The 17,430-nt window shown below is 69.6% G+C and carries 20 protein-coding genes; 9 read left to right on the top strand and 11 right to left on the bottom strand.

Features of this window, described 5'->3' with window-relative positions; translation table 11 throughout:
• Window positions 1-42 precede the first annotated feature (42 nt).
• Window positions 43-165 carry a pyrroloquinoline quinone precursor peptide PqqA gene (gene pqqA / locus BLT23_RS40195; protein ID WP_143036049.1) on the bottom strand — a complete coding sequence of 41 codons (123 nt, stop codon included), beginning with the start codon at window positions 163-165 and terminating at the stop codon, window positions 43-45.
• 299 nt (window positions 166-464) lie between these two features.
• Here pqqA and BLT23_RS26485 point away from each other — a divergent pair, with 299 nt between their 5' ends.
• Entirely contained in the window at window positions 465-1,502 is a 1,038-nt protein-coding gene (locus BLT23_RS26485) for a PQQ-dependent sugar dehydrogenase (RefSeq protein ID WP_090053466.1), read from the top strand.
• 19 nt (window positions 1,503-1,521) lie between these two features.
• On the opposite strand, the gene BLT23_RS26480 is transcribed toward BLT23_RS26485, so the two are convergent.
• The 3 genes from BLT23_RS26480 to BLT23_RS26470 form a co-directional block, all read right to left on the bottom strand.
• Window positions 1,522-2,658, bottom strand: coding sequence for a polysaccharide deacetylase family protein (locus BLT23_RS26480; RefSeq protein ID WP_245744222.1), 1,137 nt, complete (start codon window positions 2,656-2,658; stop codon window positions 1,522-1,524).
• A gap of 69 nt (window positions 2,659-2,727) precedes the next feature.
• Window positions 2,728-3,444: a class F sortase gene (locus BLT23_RS26475; protein WP_245744182.1), complete on the bottom strand. Its 717-nt coding sequence runs from the start codon at window positions 3,442-3,444 to the stop codon at window positions 2,728-2,730.
• The gene (locus BLT23_RS26470; RefSeq protein WP_090053462.1) at window positions 3,429-4,817 is read right to left on the bottom strand and encodes an MSCRAMM family protein; all 1,389 of its coding nucleotides are present in this window, start codon (window positions 4,815-4,817) and stop codon (window positions 3,429-3,431) included. The genes BLT23_RS26475 and BLT23_RS26470 overlap by 16 nt, the downstream gene beginning before the upstream one ends.
• Window positions 4,818-5,136: 319 nt before the next feature.
• Between BLT23_RS26470 and BLT23_RS26465 the strand changes: the two genes are divergently transcribed.
• Window positions 5,137-5,943 carry a Bax inhibitor-1/YccA family protein gene (locus tag BLT23_RS26465; RefSeq protein WP_090053459.1) on the top strand — a complete coding sequence of 269 codons (807 nt, stop codon included), beginning with the start codon at window positions 5,137-5,139 and terminating at the stop codon, window positions 5,941-5,943.
• A 106-nt stretch (window positions 5,944-6,049) separates the two neighbouring features.
• Here BLT23_RS26465 and BLT23_RS26460 read toward each other — a convergent pair whose 3' ends face one another.
• The 3 genes from BLT23_RS26460 to BLT23_RS26450 all read right to left on the bottom strand — a co-directional run bounded on the left by BLT23_RS26460 (window position 6,050) and on the right by BLT23_RS26450 (window position 8,607).
• Window positions 6,050-6,259 (bottom strand): hypothetical protein, encoded by a 210-nt coding sequence (locus tag BLT23_RS26460; RefSeq protein ID WP_143036048.1) that lies wholly within the window; start codon window positions 6,257-6,259, stop codon window positions 6,050-6,052.
• A gap of 162 nt (window positions 6,260-6,421) precedes the next feature.
• Window positions 6,422-7,642 (bottom strand): acetyl-CoA C-acetyltransferase, encoded by a 1,221-nt coding sequence (locus BLT23_RS26455; protein WP_090053455.1) that lies wholly within the window; start codon window positions 7,640-7,642, stop codon window positions 6,422-6,424.
• A gap of 92 nt (window positions 7,643-7,734) precedes the next feature.
• Window positions 7,735-8,607 (bottom strand): SGNH/GDSL hydrolase family protein, encoded by an 873-nt coding sequence (locus BLT23_RS26450; RefSeq protein WP_090053850.1) that lies wholly within the window; start codon window positions 8,605-8,607, stop codon window positions 7,735-7,737.
• Window positions 8,608-8,726: 119 nt separating this feature from the next.
• On the opposite strand from BLT23_RS26450, the gene BLT23_RS26445 reads away from it, so the two are divergent.
• From BLT23_RS26445 to BLT23_RS26430, 4 genes are all read left to right on the top strand, one after another.
• A complete protein-coding gene (locus BLT23_RS26445) occupies window positions 8,727-10,097 on the top strand; it encodes a cystathionine beta-synthase (RefSeq protein ID WP_090053453.1) in 1,371 nt (456 codons plus the stop codon).
• A gap of 88 nt (window positions 10,098-10,185) precedes the next feature.
• Window positions 10,186-11,262 (top strand): RDD family protein, encoded by a 1,077-nt coding sequence (locus BLT23_RS26440; protein ID WP_090053451.1) that lies wholly within the window; start codon window positions 10,186-10,188, stop codon window positions 11,260-11,262.
• Window positions 11,259-11,756: a hypothetical protein gene (locus BLT23_RS26435; protein WP_143036047.1), complete on the top strand. Its 498-nt coding sequence runs from the start codon at window positions 11,259-11,261 to the stop codon at window positions 11,754-11,756. The genes BLT23_RS26440 and BLT23_RS26435 overlap by 4 nt, the downstream gene beginning before the upstream one ends.
• Window positions 11,753-12,898 carry a cystathionine gamma-synthase gene (locus BLT23_RS26430; RefSeq protein WP_176946932.1) on the top strand — a complete coding sequence of 382 codons (1,146 nt, stop codon included), beginning with the start codon at window positions 11,753-11,755 and terminating at the stop codon, window positions 12,896-12,898. The genes BLT23_RS26435 and BLT23_RS26430 overlap by 4 nt, the downstream gene beginning before the upstream one ends.
• Before the next feature lie 61 nt (window positions 12,899-12,959).
• Here BLT23_RS26430 and BLT23_RS26425 read toward each other — a convergent pair whose 3' ends face one another.
• Together BLT23_RS26425 and hppD are read right to left on the bottom strand one after the other, a co-directional pair.
• Window positions 12,960-13,211: a hypothetical protein gene (locus BLT23_RS26425; protein ID WP_176946931.1), complete on the bottom strand. Its 252-nt coding sequence runs from the start codon at window positions 13,209-13,211 to the stop codon at window positions 12,960-12,962.
• Between the two features lie 55 nt (window positions 13,212-13,266).
• Entirely contained in the window at window positions 13,267-14,448 is a 1,182-nt protein-coding gene (gene hppD / locus BLT23_RS26420; protein WP_090053445.1) for a 4-hydroxyphenylpyruvate dioxygenase, read from the bottom strand.
• A 75-nt stretch (window positions 14,449-14,523) separates the two neighbouring features.
• Between hppD and BLT23_RS26415 the strand changes: the two genes are divergently transcribed.
• A complete protein-coding gene (locus tag BLT23_RS26415) occupies window positions 14,524-15,033 on the top strand; it encodes an Lrp/AsnC family transcriptional regulator (protein WP_090053442.1) in 510 nt (169 codons plus the stop codon).
• A 27-nt stretch (window positions 15,034-15,060) separates the two neighbouring features.
• Here the strand turns inward: BLT23_RS26415 and greA are convergent, their stop codons facing one another.
• Window positions 15,061-15,558: a transcription elongation factor GreA gene (gene greA, locus BLT23_RS26410; RefSeq protein ID WP_090053440.1), complete on the bottom strand. Its 498-nt coding sequence runs from the start codon at window positions 15,556-15,558 to the stop codon at window positions 15,061-15,063.
• Between the two features lie 185 nt (window positions 15,559-15,743).
• Window positions 15,744-16,166 (bottom strand): DUF4307 domain-containing protein, encoded by a 423-nt coding sequence (locus tag BLT23_RS26405; protein WP_090053848.1) that lies wholly within the window; start codon window positions 16,164-16,166, stop codon window positions 15,744-15,746.
• Window positions 16,167-16,260: 94 nt separating this feature from the next.
• Between BLT23_RS26405 and mca the strand changes: the two genes are divergently transcribed.
• Together mca and BLT23_RS26395 are read left to right on the top strand one after the other, a co-directional pair.
• Window positions 16,261-17,130, top strand: coding sequence for a mycothiol conjugate amidase Mca (gene mca, locus BLT23_RS26400; RefSeq protein WP_090053438.1), 870 nt, complete (start codon window positions 16,261-16,263; stop codon window positions 17,128-17,130).
• Window positions 17,131-17,132: 2 nt separating this feature from the next.
• A complete protein-coding gene (locus BLT23_RS26395) occupies window positions 17,133-17,405 on the top strand; it encodes a hypothetical protein (protein ID WP_425434413.1) in 273 nt (90 codons plus the stop codon).
• The last annotated feature ends 25 nt before the right edge of the window (window positions 17,406-17,430 follow it).

Genomic DNA, 17,430 nt, shown 5'->3' with positions numbered 1-17,430 from the left:
ACCGGGGCCTCCCGGCGGGAGACCCCGGCGCGGAGCCTGACGTCAGCCGCGGGCCGCGTAGGCGGTGACCTCCATCGGCGTCTCGAAGTCGCGGAAGTCCGGCTTCACCCACTCGCGCCTGACCTCGGGGAGCTTCGGCTCGGTGGGGGTGACGGCAGCGTTCATGCGCATCTCCTCGGGTGTCCTGCCTGCGTGCCCGAGCGGGCGTGCAAGCGCTTTCCGTGAGGCGCGGCGGTGGTCCCACGGTAGGTGCTCCGCACGGCGGAGGTCCAGACCGTACAGGGAGTTCCCTGAAATCATCGGGTGACAGAGCCGCCCACCTCGTGATTCGACGAAGAGAAGTCGATTTTCGACACGACACGTCGGATGACCTTTTGTGGTTACTGCGAAGTGTGATTGGGTAACCACGCCCTGCAACTCCGCCGCCGAAGCCCAATTTCTACGAGCGGACAGAAGGAGAGCACATGCGTGCTCGTCGCATCGCGGCCGTGGCAGCCTGCACCGCCGTGGCAGCCGGCCTCTGCGTCACCCCGGCCTCCTCGGCCCCGGACGACCCCTCTCCACTGGCCGAGCGGACCCTCACCACGAACCTCGACATCCCGTGGGACATCGAGTTCCTGCCGGACGGCAGCGGCATCTTCACCGAACGGGACACGTTCAAGATCAAGAAGATCAGCGGCACGACCGTGACCGAGCTCGACGTCGTCGAGGAGGCCAGGACGACCGGCGGTGAGGGCGGCCTGCTCGGCCTGGCCGTGTCGAAGACGTTCGAGGAGGACAACTCCGTCTTCATCTACTACACGACCGACACCGACAACCGGGTCGCGAAGCTCCAGCTCGGCGGGACGCCGGAGCCGATCGTGACCGGCATCCCGCGTGCCAAGTTCCACAACGGCGGCGGTCTGGAGTGGGGTGCGGACGGCTACCTGTGGGCCACCACGGGCGACGCCCAGGACACCGCCCTCGCGCAGGACTGGGACTCGCTGGGCGGCAAGGTGCTCCGCTTCGACGCCACCGGCCAGCCCGCCCCCGGCAACCCGCGGGAGGGCAGCGTCGTCTACTCGATCGGCCACCGCAACGCCCAGGGCATCACGTTCGTCGGCGGCGCCGTCTACGCCACGGAGTTCGGCAACAACCGGACCGACGAGGTCAACCGCATCGAGGCCGGCAAGAACTACGGCTGGCCGACCTGCGAGGGCACCTGCTCCGAACCCGGCATGACCAACCCGGTCATCACGTGGCCCAACTACCTGGCGGGCCCGACGGGCATCGACGTCCACGGCGACGCGCTGTACGTCGGCGCGGTGACCGGCAGGCGGGTGTGGAAGATCCCGGTCGACGGCACGGACCTCGGCACGCCGCAGGCCCTGTTCACCCGCTACGGCCGGGTGCGCGCGATCGCCTCGGCGCCGGACGGCACCCTGTGGTTCGGCACGTCGAACCAGGACACCAACGGCTTCCCCGGCCCGACGGACGACCGGATCGTCTCGACCGACGGCTGACGGTTCGAGGACTGACGGATCAGTTGCGTGCTGCGGGCATCCCGCGGAGCTGGGCGAGCACCGCGGGGTCCTGCAGCTGCATCCACTGGATCACCTCGGTGTACGTGGCGCACACCGTCTCCGGCTTGTCGCACACGTACTCGAGGAACTGCTCCATCGCGTTCGAGAACGCCGACCCGTTCCACTCGTTGAAGTGGTTGCCGACCACCATCGGCGCGCGGTTGCCGTCCAGCGCGGCCCGATGCACCGACTTGTAGGTGTTGAACACGATCTGGGCGAACTCGTCCGCCCGTTCCGGCTCCTCCTTCGCGCCGTTGAGCGCGTACCAGAGGTTGAAGTCCATCATGACGACCTGCCTGCCCAGCGCGGGAACCCGCACCTCGGGCATCGGGAACTCCCACACCCCGTTCTGGACGAACGGCCACTGCACGCCGAGCGCCACCTGGCTGGTGTCGTAGACGAGCCCGTGCGCGGCCATCGCGGGGAAAGCCTGGTCCCAGTTGCCTTCCAGACACGGCGTCCGTCCACCCCGGACAGCGCCTTCCGGCAGCTTCAGCCCGGAGGCGCGCGACTTGTCGACGATCTGGGCGAACTGGTCGAGCTCGTCGTTCCACGCCTTGGTGTCCCACTTGTCGACCGACGGCTGGCTGCCGCCGGAGCAGAAGTGGCCGTTGTAGTGCGTGCCGATCTCGTGGCCGTCCTCGATGACCCGGTTGAGGTAGCCGATGCGGTGCGCGATGTCCTGCCTGCTGCCGCCGAACGCGATGTCGGAGAGACCGCGCTTGAGCCCTGCCGGCGGCTGGTACTGCGACTTGTCCTGGTCCGACACCATGTAGACGCCGGACAGCAGTCCGGTCACGCGCGCGTTCTTGGCCTTGGCGATCGGCAGGACCTTGTTCCAGTGCTTCTCGGACACCGCGCCGTCGAACGAGAAGAGCACGAACTGCGGGGGCTTCTCACCGGGAGCGAGCTTGTGCATCCAGGGTTGCCTGGCCAGCTGCTCCGGCGTGGGAGCGGGGACGGTGGGCGTGGGGCCGGTGTCCTTGGGCGCGGGCAACCGGGGTGCCGTCGGCAGCGGGCCGGCCTGTGCCTGGTTCTCCGCGTCCTCGTCGTGCCCGATGGTCATCACGAGGACCAGAACCAAAGCCAATGCCACACCCGTGGTCAGCCATCCCCAGCGCTTCACACTTAGGGAGACGACTAGTCACCCGAACGGGTTGCTTCGTCACCGAACGGGTTCGGCGATCACCACGCGGTTGGCTTCGTAACCCTGCTGGCCACCCACCCAGGTGCCTCCGCACGTGACGAGCACGAGCCGGTGCGGGCCGCGGGGGCCGAAGAACTCGACGGCGCGCGCGGGCAGCTCCTCCTTGCGCACGGTCTCGATCTGCTTGATGCGGAACCGGAACTCCGTGCCGGCGTCGTCGGCGATCACGACCTCACGGCCGTTCTGCGCCTGCCACAGCTCCGCGAACGGGCCCCGCGCGCCCTTCCAGTCGACGTGCCCGGCGAGGACCGTCGCGCCCTCCTCGGCGGCCAGGCCGGTGCCCCACCAGGTGGCCTCGCCGATGCCGTCGGGCACGGGCAGCACGCCGTCGCGCACCTCCTTGCGCACCAGCGTGGCAGAGCCACCGGCGGGCAGCCGCACGGAACCGGGACTGGCCTTGGGCGGCGCGGACTGCTGCTGTTCCTGCGGCGCGGGCGGGTCGGCGGGTTTCGCCTTCTCGGTGTTCGCGCCGCCCACCAGACCGGTGAGATCGGCGCCGCGGCCGGTGCTGAGGCTGTCCGCCACGGGACCGGGGCCGACGACGGGGATCTCGGCCGCGACGGAGCGCCCGGGAACGACCTCCACCTCGGACGTGCCCACCAGCGCGCCGGCGGCGGCGATCCCCGCCACCAGCGCGCCGGTCAGGAACGCCTTGGGACTCACTGCCTGCGCCACACCAGGAAGCCTGCCAGCGCGGCACCGGCCAGCACCAGTCCGGCCACCCCGAGCATCAGCCCGGGACGCAGCTGGGTGTCGAACGACGCGGTCGCGACCGGCGTCTGCCCCTCGGTGCCCGCCGGGATCGTGCTCGGCACGACCGGCTTGTTCGGCTTGTTCACCATCTCCAGCGCGAGCGTCTGCCCGGCCGCGAGCGTGCCGCACGCGGACGGCGGTGCCTGCACGTCGAAGAACTCCTCGTACCCCTGCGGCGCGGCGACCTCGACGAGGCAGATCTCCTGCGGGGTGCGCAGGTCGGGGATCTCGGCCGTGCCGTCCTGGCCGGTCTGCAGCACCAGCGGCTTGCCGTCGGTGCCGACCAGGTCCGAGTCGTCCTGCTTCTTCGCGGCCGACGTCTTGTCCGCGGCCGTGACGCGCAGCGCGACGCCCGCGATCGACTTCTTGGTCTCGGAGTCGATCTTCGTGATCTTCACGGCGCCGGGCGCGGTCTTGGCCTGGCCCTCGGCGTTCGCGCTGAGCTTCTTCTCGCCGCCCGTCGTGACCATGCGCTGCATGTTCTCGGTCTGGATGGGGAAGTGCACGACGGGACGGTCGGCGGGGGAGTCCGCGACGGCCGCGATCGACGGCTTCTCGCCGGTCGGGATGATCTTCACGACGGCCGGCTCGCCCTCGGCGCCGGTGGTGGCGGTGCCGCTCGTGCTGCCGTCGGCGAGCTGCGCGTCGGTCAGCGTGAAGGCGATGGGCGCGTTCGTGACGCCCTTCTCGTTGGCCTTGACCAGGGACAGCGTCCAGGTGGACTCGGTCCCGATCACCAGCGGTTCCTTCGGCGCGGCGGCGCTGAGCGTCCACGGCCCGCGGTTGGCCTCCGCGTCGGCCTTGATGCGCGCGACGGTGTCCATGACGGACTGCGGCAGGCGCGCGGCGTAGAAGGCGGCGTCGTAGGCGAGGTACTTCGGGTCGGTCGTGTCGAGGCGGACCTCGCCGTCCGGCGCGGACGTCCAGCTGTGCAGCAGGTGCGCGAGCGCGGCGGCCTCGTCCGGCGACTTCGTCGTGGAGTAGCGCAGCAGCAGGTAGGAGATGTTCGCCGCGATCTCGGGAGCGAGGTCCTTGCCCGCCTTGGTGCGCAGCGCGTCGCCTTCCTTGTAGCCGACGTTGCTGTCCGGTGCGGGCAGGGCGTACTGCACGCACCAGACGTGCTTGTCCTGCCAGACGTACGACCCGTGCCACTCGCTGCCCGGTGTGGCGTTGGGCTGGAGCCCGGACGCGTTGTGGCCGATGCCCTTGACGCCGACTGCGGTCGCCGTCGCGGGGGCGGTCAGGAGCGCGAGCCCCGAGACCATCGCCACGGCGGCCAGACGTTTCCAGCCCATTTCGAATTCGGTCCCCTCTGACCTGCCCGACCATCCCGTGCGAGCTTGTCGTTCCGCCCCATCCGAAACAAGCCGCCACGAGGCTGAAGTCTCATGTCACCTAACGTGTGACCGTGATCAGGATGTGACGCCGGTTACAGGAATTGGCCGGGACACGCGACGACACGCCGCAGGTTGATAACGCTCCGGAGTTGGAGGGGCGTTCGCCCACGTGTGATCGTCGGCAGGGGTAAAGTCGCCTTTACCCGACGGGGAACCTGGCACAGAGCGTGCTCGTTGTACCCCGTGACGGCGTAAAGCAACGCCCCAGGAGGACCAGGTGCGCTCCAGCAGCAACCCGGCTTTCCGTAACCTGCCGACAGGCGGCGGGTACGGAGGCTACGCAGGCTTCGGCCAGCCTGAACAGGCCGGCTACCAGCAGGCTCCGCCGCCGCTGACCAGCGAGCGGCCGATGACGATCGACGACGTCGTCACCAAGACGGGCATCACGCTCGCCGTGGTCGCGGCCACCGCGGTCGTCACCTACCTCATGCAGGCGTGGGCCCTGCTGTTCCCGGCCGCGATCATCGGTCTGGTGCTCGCGCTCGTCATCACCTTCAAGCGCATGCCGAGCCCGCCGCTCGTGCTCGCCTACGCGGCGGTCGAGGGCATCTTCCTCGGCGCGTTCAGCGGCATCATCGGCTCGATGGTCGACAGGTGGACGGGCAACCCCGGCCAGGGTGTCGTGGTGATCGGCCAGGCCATCATCGGCACGATCGGCGTCTTCGCCGGCATGCTGGTGGTCTACAAGACGGGCGCGATCCGCGTCACGCCGAAGTTCACCAAGTGGATCGTCGGCGCGATCATCGGCGTCGGCGTCCTCATGCTCTTCAACCTGATCATGAGCTTCTTCACCGACGGCGGCCTCGGCCTGCGCGACGGTGGCCCGCTCGCGATCATCTTCAGCCTCGTCTGCATCGGCCTCGCGGCGTTCAGCTTCCTGATCGACTTCGACGCCGCCGACCAGGCGATCCGCGCCGGCGTCCCGGCGAAGTTCGCGTGGCAGATCGCGTTCGGTCTCACGGTCACCCTGGTGTGGCTGTACACCGAGATCCTGCGCCTGCTGTCGTACTTCAACTCGGACTGACGTCCGGGTGTTCGACGGAGGGGCGTTCCGCTGCGGCGGGGCGCCCCTCCGGCGTTTCCGGAGACGAACGCGCGAAGGTGAATTCCGCTTCGTGGCGAATTCGCGGCTAAACGCGCCAGCGCGCGTCGGGCAGTTCGGTGCCCACCTTGATCAGGCAGGGTGTGCAGAGAGCGCCCGCCTGCGAACGGGAAACCCGTTCGTCGGGCACCGAGTGCGCGCAGACGGCCTCGTAGAAGCTGCGCGCACCCTCGGTCTGGTCCAGGGAAAAAGCATGGCACTGCAGGTCGTACTCGCTTTGCCACCACACGTACGGCATGTCCGGCCCCTCCTGTTCATCGGTAGGGACGGACTTCCCCTCGCCTGATGACGCCATTGGATGACGTTTGTGTCATCGGCGGAAAGGGTGCCTGCGAGTAGCTCCGTTCGGGTGAAGCAAAGCTACTTGCAGGCTTCAATTTGCAGATTTTGTGATGGTGGCTCAGCTCAGCCGCTCGATGACCATCGCCATTCCCTGGCCGCCGCCGACGCACATGGTCTCGAGACCGAACTGCTTGTCGTGGAACTGCAGCGAGTTGATCAGGGTGGTGGTGATCCGCGCGCCCGTCATGCCGAACGGGTGGCCGACGGCGATCGCGCCACCGTTGACGTTCAGGCGGTCGATGTCGATCCCGAGGTCCTGGTAGGACGGGATGACCTGCGCGGCGAACGCCTCGTTGATCTCCACCAGGTCGATGTCGGAGACCGACAGCCCGGCCAGCGCGAGCGCCCGCTTCGACGCCTCCACCGGGCCCAGGCCCATGATCTCCGGCGACAGGCCGGAGACGCCGGTCGAGACGATCCGCGCGAGCGGCGTGATGCCGAGCTCGCGGGCCTTGGTGTCGGACATGATCACCAGAGCCGCGGCGCCGTCGTTCAGGGCGCAGCAGTTGCCCGCGTTGATCCGGCCGTCCGGGCGGAAGACCGGCTTGAGCTGCGACACGGCCTCGTACGTCACGCCGGCGCGGGGACCGTCGTCGGCCGAGACGACGGTGCCGTCCGGCAGCGTCACGGGCGTGATCTCGCGGGCCCAGAAGCCGTCGGCGATGGCCTTCTCGGCGAGGTTCTGCGAGCGGACGCCGAACTCGTCCATCTCCTTGCGCGAGACGCCCTTGAGCAGCGCCAGGTTCTCGGCGGTCTGGCCCATCGGGACGTAGATGTCCGGCACGACGTCCAGCGTGCGCGGGTCGACCCACTCGGAGGCGCCCGACTGGGCGACGGAGGCGGTGCGCGCCTCGGCGTCGGCGAAGACCGGGTTGTGCGTGTCCGGCCACGAGTCGGAGCTGCCCTTGGCGAACCGCGACACGGTCTCGACGCCGGCGGAGATGAACACGTCGCCCTCGCCCGCCTTGATGGCGTGCAGGGCCATGCGCGTGGTCTGCAGCGACGACGCGCAGTACCGGGTGACGGTCGTGCCCGGCAGGGTGTCGTGGCCGAGCAGTACGGCGACGACGCGCGCCATGTTGAAGCCCTGCTCACCGCCGGGCAGGCCGCAGCCGAGCATGAGGTCGTCGATCTGCGCGGGGTCGAGCTGCGGCACCTTGTCCAGGGCGGCCTTCACCATCCGCGCGGCGAGGTCGTCGGGCCGCACGTCCTTCAGCGAGCCCTTGCCCGCGCGGCCGATGGGGGAGCGGGCGGCGGAGACGATCACGGCCTCAGGCATCACAAAACTCCTCGTTGAGAGTCAAGGTTGCCGCCGAGCCTAGTTAACGGCCGCTCACCTCGGCCACCGCGAGTGACGTTGATTTCCGAAACTCACGCGTGCCGCTTCTGCAGCCACCCCGGCAGCCGGGACGGCCGCACCGCCAGCGCCGCCGCCGACCGCACGGGCAGCGGTGCCGCGGCCCAGCCCGGCCACAGCCCCGCGACCTGGCACAACGGCGCCAGCAGCACGCCCGCCGCCGCCTCGTAGCCGATCGAGCTCGGGTGGAACCGGTCCGAGCTGAACATGTCGGAGTGCCGGGCCAGGAACTCCGGCGCCAGCAGGTTCGCGAGCGACACCGGCACGCCGCCCGCCCGCCGGACCTCCGCGGTCTGCGCCGCCGCGAGCCGCAAGCTGTACCGGCGCCCGATCGCCCGCAGCGGTTGCGGGATCGGCCGCACGATCCCCAGGTCCGGGCACGTGCCGACGACGACACCGCACCCGGCCTCGCGCAGCCTGCCGACCTGCTCGGCGAGCAGCAGGGCCGACTCGCGGACGCCGATCCGCGACGTCACGTCGTTCGCCCCGATGATGACCAGCGCGGCTTGCGGCTCGTCCCGCACAGCGGCGTCGACCTGCGGCACCAGGTCGCGCGTCGTCGACCCGCTGACGGCGTACGTCGAGAGCCGCACCGGCCGTCCAGCCTCCTCGGCGAGCGCCTGGGCGAGCAACACGCCCGGCATCTGCGAGGGATGCGTCACACCGACGCCCACCGCCATCGAGTCGCCCAGCACCGCCAGCCGCAGCGGGTCGCGGCCGTCGTCGGCGTACACGCCGTCGGGCGCGGGCCACAGGTGTTCCAGCACGCCGATGGCCACGCGGGCCCGTCTGCCCTGCTCGTTCAGCAGGCCGGCGAGCGCGCCGGAGAGACCTCCGAGTGTCGCGGCGGTCATCGCCACCGCCCGCAGCGTCCGCAGTCCGGTCATCCACGCCACCCCCTTCACCCGGAATCGTCGGATGCGCTGTTCGAATCAACCTCCGCAGCCACTAGAGCTACGCTTCCTCCCGCCATTCTCGGAGTGTGGGAGCAGGGGAGTAGATACCGGTGGAGTACGTCGAACACGTCGTCGATCTGGTCGGCAACACGCCGCTGGTCAAGCTCAACTCCCTGACCACGGGGATCAAGGCCACGGTGCTGGCGAAGGTGGAGTACCTCAACCCCGGCGGCAGCGTGAAGGACCGCATCGCGCTGCGCATGGTCGAGGCGGCCGAGAAGTCCGGTGAGCTGGCGCCCGGCGGCACGATCGTCGAGCCCACGTCCGGCAACACCGGCGTCGGCCTCGCCTTGGTCGCCCAGCGCAAGGGCTACAAGTGCGTCTTCGTCTGCCCGGACAAGGTCAGCGAGGACAAGCGCAACGTCCTCAAGGCGTACGGCGCCGAGGTCGTGGTGTGCCCGACCGCCGTCGCGCCCGAGCACCCGGACTCCTACTACAACGTCTCCGACCGGCTCGTCCGCGAGATCCCCGGCGCGTGGAAGCCCGACCAGTACTCCAACCCGGAGAACCCGGCGAGCCACTACCACCAGACCGGCCCCGAGATCTGGCGCCAGACCGAGGGCAGGATCACGCACTTCGTCGCGGGCGTCGGCACCGGCGGCACGATCTCCGGCACCGGCCGGTACCTCAAGGAGATCTCGGACGGCGCCGTGCAGGTCATCGGCGCGGACCCGGAGGGCTCGGTCTACTCCGGCGGCACCGGCCGCCCGTACCTGGTCGAGGGTGTCGGCGAGGACTTCTGGCCGGAGGCGTACGACAAGACCATCGCCGACCGGATCGTCGAGGTCTCCGACGCCGAGTCGTTCGACGTCACCCGCCGCCTCGCCCGCGAGGAGGGCCTGCTCGTCGGCGGTTCGTGCGGCATGGCCGCGGCCGCCGCGCTGCGCGTCGCGAAGGACCTGCCGGAGGACGCCGTCGTCGTCGTGCTGCTGCCCGACGGTGGCCGCGGCTACCTGTCCAAGGTCTTCAACGACCGCTGGATGGCCTCCTACGGCTTCCTGCCGCCCGACTCGACCGGCGCGACCGTCGGCGACGTGCTGCGCCGCAAGGGCGGCGTGCTGCCCGACCTGGTGCACGCTCACCCGAACGAGACCGTCGGTGACGCCGTCGCGATCCTGCGCGAGTTCGGCGTCTCGCAGATGCCCGTCGTCAACGCGGAGCCGCCCGTCATGGCGGCCGAGGTCGCGGGCGCGGTCAACGAGCGCGACCTGCTCGACGCGCTGTTCACCGGCAAGGCGCAGCTCTCGGACCGGCTGGACAAGCACATGTCGCCGCAGCTGCCGACGCTCGGCGCCGGTGAGCCGGTCGGCATCGCCATGAACGCCCTGTCACACGCCGACGCGGCGCTGGTCCTGGAGGACGGGAAGCCCGCCGGCGTCGTCACCCGTCAGGACATTTTGGGCTTCTTGGCTGGTCGCTGAGCGTAGAGGTACCCGCGTCGGATAGCGTGACGCCCCGAATCATGAAGACTCACTCGTACACGGCCCAGCCAAGGGGGTTGGAAACCGGATGAACGCTCCGCAGCCGCCAGGAAACCAGTTCGGCGGTCAGCCGCACCAGGAGCAGCCCAGCTCGGACGCCACGCAGGTCGTGCCGGGAGGTGGGCAGCCCACCGCGGCGACCCCGAACCCGGACGCGACGCAGGTCGTCTCGCCTGGTCAGGCTCCTGCCGCACCGCAGCAGAACGCGGACGCCACCCAGGTCGTCAGCCCCGGCCAGACGCCGTCCTCGGCGCCCGGCTCCGGCGGCTTCCCGGCGCAGGGACCCGGCTCCGGCGGGTTCCCCGCCCAGCAGCCGCCCCCGTACGCCGGGCCGCAGCAGTCCTACGGCCAGCAGCCGCCTCCGTACGGCGCGCCGCAGTCGAACCCGTACGGCCAGCCGGCGGCCTCGCCCTACGGCCAGCCGCAGCAGCAACAGCAGCAGCCGTACGGCGCGCCGCAGTCGAACCCCTACGGTCAGCCGGCGGCCTCGCCGTACGGCCAGCCCGGGTACGGCGGCGCTCCCGGCTACGGCGCGCCCGGCATGGCGCCGCCGCCTCCGACCGGGTACGCCGAGTGGGGCTCGCGCTTCGTCGGCTTCCTGATCGACTTCGCGGCACCGGCGGCCGTCACGGGGATCCTGGTCTGGATCATCACCGCCATCGCGATCGGCGCCGACGCCCCCGGGATCTCGTTCCTCGGCTTCCTGGTCTACCTCGCCTACATCGGGTTCGTCATCTGGAACTCGATCATCAAGCAGGGCCAGACCGGCCAGTCGATCGGCAAGAAGATCGCGAAGATCAAGCTGATCTCCGAGGAGACCGGCCAGCCGCTCGGCGGTGGCACGACGTTCGTGCGCCAGCTGTGCCACATCGTCGACGGCCTGCCCTGCTACGCGGGCTACTTCGCCCCGCTGTGGGAGCCGAAGAAGCAGACCTGGGCCGACAAGATCATGAAGTCGATCGTGGTCAACGCCCCGGAGACGGCCTCGCCCTACGGCGGTGGCTACCCGCAGCAGCCGGGCACCGGCGGTTACCCGCAGCAGCAGCCGGGCGGCTACGGCCAGCCCCCGCAGCAGGGTTACGGCGGCCAGCAGCAGGGCTGGTGAACCCTCAGCAGCCGTTCCAGCCCCCGGTCACTGCCCAGTGGCCGGGGGCTGGCCCGTCTCCCGCGCGGCCCAGCGGTGCGACGGGTGTGCTCGGCGGTCTGCTGGCGCTGGCGTGCGGTCTGGTCCTGCTGGTCGGGATGATCCTGCAGGTCATCGAGCTGAGCCGGTTCTTCGTGCTCGCCTTCTACGCGTTCTGGCTGTGGCTCGGGGTGGGCCTGCAGGGCCTCGCCGTCGTGCTGCTGCTCTCCGGTGGCGTGCTGCTGTGCCTGCGGGTGGGCGCGGCGCGGATCATGACCGTGGCCGGGACGATGTTGCTGCTGGTCCTGCTCGCTCTCACGTTCATCGGGATCACCGGGTTCGTCACGCCCCACGTGTTCTTCCACGCCGCCGGAGTGCAGGACCTGGTGATGCTCGCGCTCGTGCTCGCCCTGGCCAGCTCACTGCTTGGACTACTCCCCGCGACGGCCAGATGGGTGAGTACCCTTCGAACATGAGCACCCCATACGGCTTCGCCACCAGGGCGATCCACGCCGGTCAGGACCCGGACCCGACCACGGGTGCGGTGAACGTGCCCATCTACGCGACCTCGACCTACGCCCAGGACGGCGTGGGCGGGCTGCGTGAGGGCTTCGAGTACTCCCGCACCGGCAACCCGACCCGCCGCGCGCTGGAGACCTGCCTGGCGTCGCTCGAACGGGGCCGGTACGGCAGGGCGTTCTCCTCCGGCATGGGTGCGACCGACGCGGCACTGCGCACGTTCCTCAAGCCCGGCGACCACGTCGTCATCCCGAACGACGCCTACGGCGGCACGTTCCGGCTGATCGACAAGGTCTTCTCGCAGTGGGGCGTCACCCACTCGCCCGCGCCGGTCACCGACGTCGACGCGATCCGCGCGGCCGTGCGCCCCGAGACCAAGCTGATCTGGATCGAGACGCCGACCAACCCGCTGCTGAACATCGGCGACATCGCGGCCATCGCGTCCGTCGCCCACGAGTCCGGCGCGAAGCTGGTCGTGGACAACACGTTCGCCTCCCCGGCCCTGCAGACCCCGCTGGAGCTGGGCGCGGACGTCGTCCTGCACTCCACCACCAAGTACGTCGGCGGCCACTCCGACGTCGTCGGCGGTGCCCTGATCACCTCCGACGAGGAGGTCGACGCGGCGTTCGGGTTCCTGCAGAACGGCGCGGGCGCGGTGCCCGGCCCGTTCGACGCCTACCTCACCCTGCGCGGCATCAAGACCCTCGAGCTGCGCATGGAGAAGCACTCCGACAACGCCGAGCTGGTCGCGGAGGCCCTCACCCGCCACCCGCGGGTCAAGAAGGTCATCTACCCCGGCCTGGAGTCGCACCCCGGCCACGCCGTCGCGGCCAAGCAGATGCGCCGGTTCGGCGGCATGGTGTCGTTCGTCGTCGACGGCGGCGAGGAGGCGGCGCTGGAGGTCTGCGCCCGCACCAAGCTGTTCACGCTGGCCGAGTCGCTCGGCGGCGTCGAGTCGCTGATCGAGCACCCCGGCAGGATGACGCACGCGTCGACGGCCGGGTCGATGCTGGAGGTCCCGGCGGACCTGATCCGCGTCTCGGTGGGCATCGAGTCCGGCGACGACCTGGTCGCCGACCTGCTCGCGGCCCTCGGCTGAGACGCACGCGGGGCCCCTACGTACTGTGTGATAGTACGAAAGGGCCCCGCGTGCGGTCTGACTACGGCTTCTGGGAGCCGCTGAACCTGTCGACGTCCTCGACCCCGGCCTCTGTCACCGGTGCCGCCGGAAGGTCGGCGCCGTTCACGCAGCCGCCGACGAACTCGATCGACCCGCCGGTGCGGACGAAGCGGCCGGCCTCGTCGCAGCCCGCGTGGGCCACGGTGAAGAACGCCGCGCCGGTCAGTGCCACCGCCGTGGTCACGGCTGCGAGCAGCGGGACGACCGCGGCCACGCGCTGAGCGAGCGCCATGCCACCTCCCCACGATGTGTGTCCCCCGTGAAACCACCTTACCGGGGGAACGCCATCAGAGGTTGCCGCGGCGTTCCTGCTCCCGCTCGATCGCCTCGAACAGGGCCTTGAAGTTGCCCTTGCCGAAGCCGAGCGAACCGTGGCGCTCGATCAGCTCGTAGAACACGGTCGGCCGGTCGCCGATCGGCTTGGTGAAGATCTGCAGCAGGTAGCCGTCCTCGTCGCGGTCGACCAGGATGCGGTGCTGCTTGAGCGTCTCGATCGGCACGCGGACCTCGCCGATGCGGGCGCGCAGCTCCGGGTCGTCGTAGTAGGAGTCCGGGGTCTCCAGGAACTCGACGCCCGCGTCCCGCATGGCCGTGACCGTGGCGATGATGTCGTTGGTGGCCAGCGCGATGTGCTGGACGCCCGCGCCCTCGTAGAACTCCAGGTACTCGTCGATCTGCGACTTCTTCTTCGCGATCGCCGGCTCGTTCAGCGGGAACTTGACGCGGTGGTTGCCGTTGGAGACGACCTTCGACATCAGCGCCGAGTAGTCCGTGGCGATGTCGTCGCCGATGAACTCCGCCATGTTCACGAAGCCCATGACGCGGTTGTACCACTCGACCCAGTAGTCCATCTTGCCGAGCTCGACGTTGCCGACGCAGTGGTCGACGGCCTGGAACAGGCGCTTCGGGGCACCCTCCGGACGCTTGACGGTCGAGGACTTGGCCACGTAGCCGGGCAGGTAGGGGCCGGTGTACTTGCTGCGGTCGACGAGCGTGTGGCGGGTCTCGCCGTACGTGGCGATGGCCGCGAGCCGGACGGTGCCGTGCTCGTCGGACACGTCGTGCGGCTCCTCCAGCACGGTCGCGCCCTGCTTGCGGGCGTGCTCGATGCACCGGTCGACGTCGCCGACCTCCAGAGCCAGGTCGACGACACCGTCGCCGTGACGGCGGTGGTGGTCGAGGAGCTCGGAGGTGGGGGTGACGCCGCCGTGGATCACGAAGCGGGCGGAGCCCGACTTCAGCACGAACGACTTGTGGCTGCGCTGGCCGGTCTCGGGGCCCGCGTAGGCCACGAGCTCCATGCCGAACGCCACCTGGTAGAGCCACGCGGTCTGCGTGGCGTTGCCCGCGACGAACACCACGGCGTCCATGGCGCGCACGGGGAACGGGTCCTTGGTCGCGTCGTAGTCGACCAAGCCCACGAGCTGCCTGAGCTGGTCGTAGCTCACGTCGTCAAGCTGCTGCGTCATGCTTCACAGCATGAATCCGCCTAAGCAGGGTGAGCAATAGTCGACGATTTCACTGGACAATTTGTACAGTGATCTATGACCAACGATCAGCAGAGTGAGCACTCTGACCAGACCGTGGACGAACTCGACGCGAAGCTGCTCCTGCTCTTGACGGACGAGCCCCGCCTGGGCGTCCTCGAATGCTCGCGGCGGCTGGGCGTCGCGCGGGGCACCGTGCAGGCCCGGCTGGACCGGCTCACGGAGAGAGGGGTGCTCACCGGGTTCCCGCCGGCGCTCGACCTCGGCGCGATGGGCTACGGGCTGACGGCGTTCGCGGTCGTCGAGATCGCGCAGGGGCGGCGGGCCGAGGTGTGCGAGGGCCTGGCCGCGATCAGCGAGGTGTGCGAGGTGCACGCGACGACGGGCCAGGGAGACCTCTTCGTGCGGATGGTCGCCCGGTCGAACGCGGACCTTCAGCGCGTCGTCGACCACATCGTGGACGTCCCGCACGTGCGCAGGCTGTCGACGTCGATCGCGCTGTCCACGCCGGTGCCGCCGCGGGTGCGCCCGCTCCTGGAACGCGTGAAGGGGCGGTCACCGCGGTGACCGCCCCTTCGACAACGTCGTCTTCGATCAGCCGCCGTACGGCACGGCGGAGATCAGGGTGACCTTCTGGAGCTTGCCGTTGGGCAGCTCGTACTCGACGGTCTCGCCGTCCTTCGCGCCGTTGAGCGCCTTGCCGAGCGGAGAGACCGGGGAGTAGACCTCCATCTCGCCGTGCGCGCCCTCTTCGCGCGTGGCGAGCAGGAAGGTCTCCGTCTCGTCGTCACCTTCGTAACGGATCGTGAGCACCGTGCCCGGCGCGGCGACACCCTTCGTGGTGGGGGCCTCGCCGACCTTCGCGGCCTGGAGCAGCTCGTGCAGCTGGCGAATCCGCGCCTCCTGCTTGCCCTGCTCCTCACGGGCCGCGTGGTAGCCACCGTTCTCGCGGAGGTCGCCCTCCTCGCGGCGAGCGTTGATCTCGGCAGCCATGACCGGGCGGTACGCGATGAGTTCGTCCAGCTCAGCCTTGAGCCGGTCGTAGGCCTCCTGGGTCAGCCAGGTCACCTGGGTGTCGCTCACGGTCACCAACTCCTCGTCTTGCTCCGGCGCACACGTGTGCGCCAGATAGTTCCCGAGCCGGGGGCCCGGAACGGAAAAACACGGCCCGCGCCGGGGCCGTGCTTGAGCGGCAATAGTAACACGCGGACAACGTTCATCGACGGCGATTTGTTCCCGAATCTCGCCGTTTAAACCGCAGATCACCCGCTTGGCCGCTAGGTCGTGGACAAGTAGGCGGGAACCTGGTAGGAGCACCCGAACACTTCGCCGGTGACCGGCGGCTTCGAGGCGCGGACAACAGTTGTCTCGACGACGACCGAATTTCCCGGGGGAACGAGAACCTCACGCCGGCCCGCTTCGTCCCCGTCCTTGGATCGGGCCCGAATGATGCAGACGGCGGGTCGCTCCGGTTGATCGCGGGAAACCTGGAAAGTGACCTCCACCCGCTCGTCGTCGAGGAGGGTGAACGCCGTCTGCTCCGCTTCGATCGGCTTTGTGCCCCAATTCCGGTAGGCGACGAAAGCGATCAGGACACCGAACGCGACGGCTACGGCGAGTAACGCCCACCGCGCCCATCTGGTGGGCTGGCCGGTGGCTTTGGTGCCGTACCGCCCCTCGGGAAGGGTGCGCTGTGCCATGTCCGCGCCCTCCTCGGCGTCTGGGGAACAATGGTGACCGACGTTCAGTTGTTGAGTGTCGCAGGACCGCTCACACAGGAGGACCACGGGGGTCATGGCCGACAAGCTGCGCCTGATGGCAGTGCACGCACATCCCGACGACGAGTCGAGCAAGGGCGCGGCCACGATGGCCCGCTACATCGCGGAAGGGCACGACGTGATGGTCGTGACCTGCACCGACGGTGGTGCGGGCAGCATCCTGAACCCGGCGATGGACAAGCCGGACGTGCTCGAGAACATGATCGAGATCCGCCGGGAGGAGATGGCGACCGCCGCCAAGATCCTCGGCATCCAGCACCGCTGGCTGGGCTTCAAGGACTCCGGCCTGCCCGAGGGCGACCCGCTCCCGCCGCTGCCCGAGGGCTGCTTCGCCCTCGTGCCGCTGGAGGAGTCGGTACCGCCGCTCGTGCAGGTCATCCGCGAGTTCCGCCCGCACGTCGTCGTGACCTACGACGAGAACGGCGGCTACCCGCACCCGGACCACATCCGCACGCACGAGGTGTCGATGGCTGCGCTGGACGCCGCCGCCGACCCCGAGTTCGACCCGTCGCTGGGCGAGGTGTGGGAGACGCCGAAGGTCTACTACGGCCACGGCTTCTCGCGTGCCAAGATCCTCGCCTTCCACGAGGCGCTGGAGTCCCGCGGCCTCGAGTCGCCGTACTCGGAGTGGCTCGCGAACTGGGGCACCGACCGCCCCGACGTGATGGACCGCGTCACCACCAGGGTCGAGTGCGCCGACTACTTCGAGGTCCGCGACGAGGCCCTGAAGGCGCACGCCACCCAGATCGACCCGAACAGCCGCTGGTTCGCCCTCCCGATGGACCTGCAGCGGGAGATCTGGCCGACCGAGGAGTACGAGCTCGTCCGTTCGCGGGTGGACTCGACGCTGCCGGAGGACGACCTGTTCACCGGAGTTAAGGTCTAGGGGTGCTCTCCCCTGAATTCGACCTCGGCGGCACGGTGGCGTTCGTCGCCGTGCAGCCGTCGGACACGAACAACGACAAGGGCGGCCAGGGCGAGGACTTCGGCAAGTCCTCCCCGGTCGGCCTCGTCCTGCTGATCGTCTTCTTCATCGCGGTGTTCTTCCTCGTCAAGTCGATGAACAAGCACCTCAAGAAGCTGCCCGCGTCGTTCGACGAGCCCGCGGACGCCCCGGCGGACGCCAAGGCGGCGCCCGCGGAGTCCGAGAAGAAGGACTAGGCAGGCCGTCTCGCCCGCGAACCGG

Source organism: Lentzea fradiae, assembly GCF_900100955.1.
GTDB lineage: Bacteria > Actinomycetota > Actinomycetes > Mycobacteriales > Pseudonocardiaceae > Lentzea > Lentzea fradiae.
This window is presented reverse-complemented; position numbering and strand designations above follow the sequence as displayed.